The sequence below is a fragment of the Magnetococcales bacterium genome (genome assembly GCA_015231175.1).
In the GTDB taxonomy this organism is placed as follows: Bacteria; Pseudomonadota; Magnetococcia; order Magnetococcales; family DC0425bin3; genus HA3dbin3.
This window is the reverse complement of sequence record JADGBZ010000071.1, coordinates 8,302-12,967: the sequence shown is the minus strand read 5'-3', so window position 1 is coordinate 12,967 and position 4,666 is coordinate 8,302. Positions and strand designations below refer to the sequence as shown.

Annotated in this window: 5 protein-coding genes; 4 read left to right on the top strand and 1 reads right to left on the bottom strand. The window is 57.7% G+C overall.

Features of this window, described 5'->3' with window-relative positions; genetic code table 11:
• The first annotated feature begins 42 nt into the window (after positions 1–42).
• The 4 genes from HQL63_12865 (at position 43) to HQL63_12850 (ending at position 2,826) form a co-directional block, all read left to right on the top strand.
• The gene (locus HQL63_12865) at positions 43–174 is read left to right on the top strand and encodes a hypothetical protein (protein ID MBF0177717.1); all 132 of its coding nucleotides are present in this window, start codon (positions 43–45) and stop codon (positions 172–174) included.
• Positions 171–530, top strand: coding sequence for a hypothetical protein (locus HQL63_12860; GenBank protein ID MBF0177716.1), 360 nt, complete (start codon positions 171–173; stop codon positions 528–530). The genes HQL63_12865 and HQL63_12860 overlap by 4 nt, the downstream gene beginning before the upstream one ends.
• Before the next feature lie 6 nt (positions 531–536).
• The gene (locus HQL63_12855; protein MBF0177715.1) at positions 537–1,487 is read left to right on the top strand and encodes a DUF4351 domain-containing protein; all 951 of its coding nucleotides are present in this window, start codon (positions 537–539) and stop codon (positions 1,485–1,487) included.
• 61 nt (positions 1,488–1,548) lie between these two features.
• Positions 1,549–2,826, top strand: coding sequence for an autotransporter outer membrane beta-barrel domain-containing protein (locus HQL63_12850; GenBank protein ID MBF0177714.1), 1,278 nt, complete (start codon positions 1,549–1,551; stop codon positions 2,824–2,826).
• A 414-nt stretch (positions 2,827–3,240) separates the two neighbouring features.
• Here HQL63_12850 and purD read toward each other — a convergent pair whose 3' ends face one another.
• Positions 3,241–4,515: a phosphoribosylamine--glycine ligase gene (purD, locus tag HQL63_12845; protein MBF0177713.1), complete on the bottom strand. Its 1,275-nt coding sequence runs from the start codon at positions 4,513–4,515 to the stop codon at positions 3,241–3,243.
• Positions 4,516–4,666 lie beyond the last annotated feature (151 nt).

The following is a 4,666-nucleotide window of genomic DNA, read 5'->3' as shown; positions in this document are numbered from 1 at the left end:
ATAGGCCGCCAGGAAGAGGCCGCCACCCTCTTTCTGCTGCTGTTGGAGGGCAAGTTTGGTGAGTTGTCCAGCTCGATCCGGGAGAGGGTTTCCGCCACGGAACGCCCCACATTGGAAAAATGGAGCCTGCGCCTCCTGAAGGCCAACTCTTTGGAAGAAATTTTCGACACATGAGCGCTCCGCGCCAAAACGACGCATTCGATACGCCATGGAAAGAAATTCTTGAGGCTTATTTCAAGGATTTCCTGGCCTTTTTCCTGCCAGAGGGACATGACGGCATCGCCTGGCAGCGTGGGCATGAGTTCCTCGATACGGAGTTGGCACGCATCACCCGCGAGGCGAAAATTGGCGGACGGGCCTACGATCTGCAACAAAAACCGGTGGTCGGTTTGGCCATTCTGACCGATGAAGAGTCCAACTGGCGACCCTCGGAGTATGGCCATGCATTGTGGGGAACCCGGCTGCATCAACGTGGTTTTAGCCATCAGCATATTATTGATCTGTTTCGTTTTATCGATATAGAGAGGTAGGAGTTTTTGGGCGATCACGCAACAAAAACCTGCTGGCACTGTCTGGTCGGAGAAACACTGAGAACGCTGCTGGAACCCGCCGGTATCGAGGTACGTTCGGAAGTCCCGGTCGTCTCTCTCCCACCCAAGGCAGACTTGATCCTGATTCGGCGAAAGGAGGGTGGCTGGACAAACGAGCAGCGTTTGCTCCTGGCTGACGGACTGCGGGATCTCTATGCGGACCAAATTTTGGCCGAATTGAAAATCACCGAAAATCTGAATGAAGATGCTCTGTGCCAAATCACGGTGTACGATACCCTGTATCTGGAAACCGCACACCTGGAACGCCATCAGTTGCGGAGTGTCATCATCAGTTCCACAACTCCTCAAAAGGGTTTCCTTGAGCGGTTTGCCTTTGAACCCGTTGGACCAGGCGGCGTTTATGAAAGCAAGCCACGATGGGGTGGCGCCGTTCGTCTGGTTCTGCTGAACGAACTGGCGGATGAAGCCCGAAACGCCCCCCTGAAATGCTTTGCCAGCCGTCAGGATGAGCGAAAAAAGGCATTTGAAACAGTCAAACGTGCGGGATTGTTCAGACTCTCCGTTTCATTTGGTCGGATCATTGTCGGCTTGTGGAGGTTGCTCATGAAGAGTTCATTGAATAGCCCGGAAATGGAAGGGATGACGCCTGAGTACGTTTCACAACTTGGGAAGGAGTGGCTTGATTGGTTGGTAGAGGTGACACCCGAAGAGGAGCTTGCGTCTCTGCCTAAACTTGGGCACCTCTTGGTGCGGGAACACCAGGAAGGCCGCCAGGAAGAGGCCGCCACCCTCTTTCTGCTGCTGTTGGAGGGCAAGTTTGGCGAGTTGTCCAGCTCGATCCGGGAGAGGGTTTCCGCCACGGAACGCCCCACATTGGAAAAATGGAGTTTGCGCCTCCTGAAGGCCAACTCCATGGAAGATGTCTTTGGTGCCTGATTTTTGCAATCAAGGTTATGAACACTTTAACAAACCGATCAAGTCATCCAACAGGTGAAACATGAAAAGCAAATACCTCGTCACGGCGACCATCGTCGCACTCTTTGGCACCGTTTCTCAGTCAGCGCACGCCGTCAGCAGCCCTTCGGATGATCTGGTTTTGCACATAGCCAATCAGATCGGCAGCTCCGCAACAACCTACGCAGCCGCCGGTAGCGCCATTTTATCCTATGGCCAACAATATTATCCCGACTCTCCGGCCAGTGTGGGTTCTTCATGGGACAATGTGAACCGCGCCTGGTCCGCCTGCGCCTCCAGTTGGACAGGAAGTTTCAGCGTCGAAATTCTCACCTCCAAGATCAACAACTCAGGCGATGCATGGAATCAGTGCATGGCCCGGGAGTTGTGGAACGTGGAGCTTGTCGCCCAGCAACAGGCCAAGGTTGAAGTCACGCAAATCAACCGCCTGGTCATTGATCGGGTGGCCTTCATCCTGCGTCCCCCGACATTTGCCCAATCTCTCAAGGGGGGAGAACCGGGTGGCGGTGGACTTGACAGGGGCGGCATGCCGGGAGACAAAAAAGAGAAGATCGACACGGACAAGGTCGGAACCGGCACCTCCGGCGGTGACGGCGAAGCCCTGAACGGCATCTGGGGCAATCTCAACTATGTCACCAACACTGACAAGAGCGTCAGCCGCGATAAAAAAGATACCTCCAACATCACCGGGATGATCGGTTATGACCGAAAGTTTACCGCCCATATCCTGGCCGGTGCGACATTCGGCTACTCCAACTCCGTCCTGAAATCCCCCACCCTCCGAGTGGAGACCGATGGCCTCGCCTTGACCGCCTACGGCGCCTATCGCATCAACGACAACCTGAACGTCTACACCCTCGTCGGCCACACCTGGCAGGATGCCGATCGCGGTGTGAGCGACTCCAAACGGATCATGGGCTCCCTGGGCGTCAACCTCTACAAACCCGTCGGCGATTATCTGCTTTCCGGTCGTGTCAACCACATGCTGAGCCAGGAAAAAGAGGATGCCACCGGCAAAAAAAGGAACTTTGATCAGTTCAGCATCAGCTCCGAGGTAAGCCGGCCTATCACCACAGACATTGGGGTGGTGGAACCCTATGCCGGCCTGGGGCTGGAAATCGATACGCAACACCACGACATCGCGGGCGTTCCTTATGATCCGAACGGTTTTGTGGCCAGCATCGGCAGCCGCCTCGGCTTGAGCAATCAACTCTCCAGCGAATTGCAGGTCATGACGCTGCTTGGCCGGCAGAACATCAGTGAATATTCCTTCATGGGCAATATTCGCTTTACGTTCTGAGCGTGAGGAAAACATCTAGTGGCTCAACCGCGTTGATTTGATGTGCAGGCAAGCCATGAATCGGGGTCCAGGGGGCTGGCTCCCTGGCGGGTCCAGGGCAGCGCCCTGGCGGGTCCAGGGCAGCGCCCTGGTGGGGTTCGGGGCGAAGCCCTGACAAAGGCTTTCATTTCCAAGCTTTTCTTGAAAGAGTGCGGAATAGTCACGAAAAGTGAACACTTCAAATCATGTCGGTTGAGCCGCCAGCTGCTGGGAAAACTGCCGGGGCGTTGCCCCAGAACCCATTGGGGCGTTGGCCTGGACCCCGCTGGGGCGTTGCCCCAGACCCTACTGGGGCGTTGCCCCAGACCCCACCAGGAGGAAGGGCACAGCCCTTCCTCCTGGACCTCCATCCCAGTCTTTTAAACGTTTTTTGCGTTATGATCTCTCGATGGCCCGATAACCAATATCGCGTCGAAAATGGAGATCCTGCCAGGTGATGTCGGCCACCGCCGCATAGGCCTGTCGCTGTGCGGCTGCCGCATCGACACCCAGGGCCGTCACCCCCAACACCCGTCCGCCATGAGTCACGATCCGGCCATCCTGATGCCGGGTTCCGGCGTGAAAAACCATGGTATCCGGTCGTTGCGCAGCCTGCTCCAAACCGGAGATGGGCAAGCCCTTTTGATAAGACCCGGGATAACCGCCGGCTGTCATCACCACACAAAGCGCGGTACGTGGATCCCAGTCGATCTGCATGCCGCGCAGGGAGCCGCTGGCAGCGGCCTCAAGGAGCGGCACCAGATCGGATTGCATGCGCATCAGAAGGGGTTGCGTCTCCGGGTCACCAAAGCGGGCGTTGAACTCCAGAACACGCAGCGAATCGCCATCGATCATCAACCCGGCATAGAGCACGCCGCGATAGGGGCGCCCTTCGGCAGCCATGGCGCGCACCGTGGGGAGCATCACCTGCTCCATGGCCATGGCATGCAGACGGGGCGTCAACACCGGGGCAGGCGAATAGGCGCCCATGCCGCCGGTATTGGGGCCCGTATCGCCATCAAAGACCGCCTTGTGATCCTGCGCGCCGGCCAGCGGCAAAACATTTTCACCATCCACCAGGGCCATGAAAGAGGCCTCTTCGCCGGCAAGAAAATCCTCCACCACCACCTGGTCGCCGGCACTGCCAAACTCCCGGGTCACCATGATGCGCTGCACGGCGGCCACGGCATCGGCGGTGGTTGGGCAAACGATGGCGCCCTTCCCGGCTGCAAGTCCGGACGCCTTGACCACCATGGGAGCGGAACGTTGCCGTACATACTCCAATGCCACCGCCGGATCGGTCAACAACCGATAGCTGGCCGTTGGAATGCCATGCCGGGCAAATAGCCCCTTCATGAAGGCCTTGGACCCTTCGATGGCTGCCGCTGCCCGGGTCGGGCCAAACACCGCCAAACCCACAGCCTGGAATTGGTCGACCATGCCAAGCACCAATGGGGCTTCCGGCCCGACGACGGTGAGGTCGATTTTTTCCCGCAGAGCAAAACTCTGCAATCCGTGCACATCTTCAGGGCTGATTGCGACGCAGGTGGCCACCTGGTCCATGCCCGCATTGCCCGGGGCGCAAAAAATTTGCGTGACACGAGGTGATTGGGACATTTTCCAACACAGGGCGTGCTCCCGTCCGCCACTGCCAACAACAAGTATCCGCATGGCCTTCAGTCCACGAGCAAAAGGGTTGGAAAATCGCAACTATTCACCACCTGACAACGAATCGGGATCCAGGGGGCCGGCTCCCTGGCAGGGCAACGAATCGGGGTCCAGGGGGCCGGCTCCCTGGCAGGTCCAGGACAGAGTCCTGGTG

What these genes read in the sequence shown, in the direction of transcription:
- HQL63_12860 (MBF0177716.1), top strand. Translation starts at nt 171, where the DNA reads ATGAGCGCTCCGCGCCAAAACGACGCATTCGATACGCCATGGAAAGAA.
- HQL63_12850 (MBF0177714.1), top strand. Translation starts at nt 1,549, where the DNA reads ATGAAAAGCAAATACCTCGTCACGGCGACCATCGTCGCACTCTTTGGC.
- purD (MBF0177713.1), bottom strand. Translation starts at nt 4,515, where the DNA reads ATGCGGATACTTGTTGTTGGCAGTGGCGGACGGGAGCACGCCCTGTGT.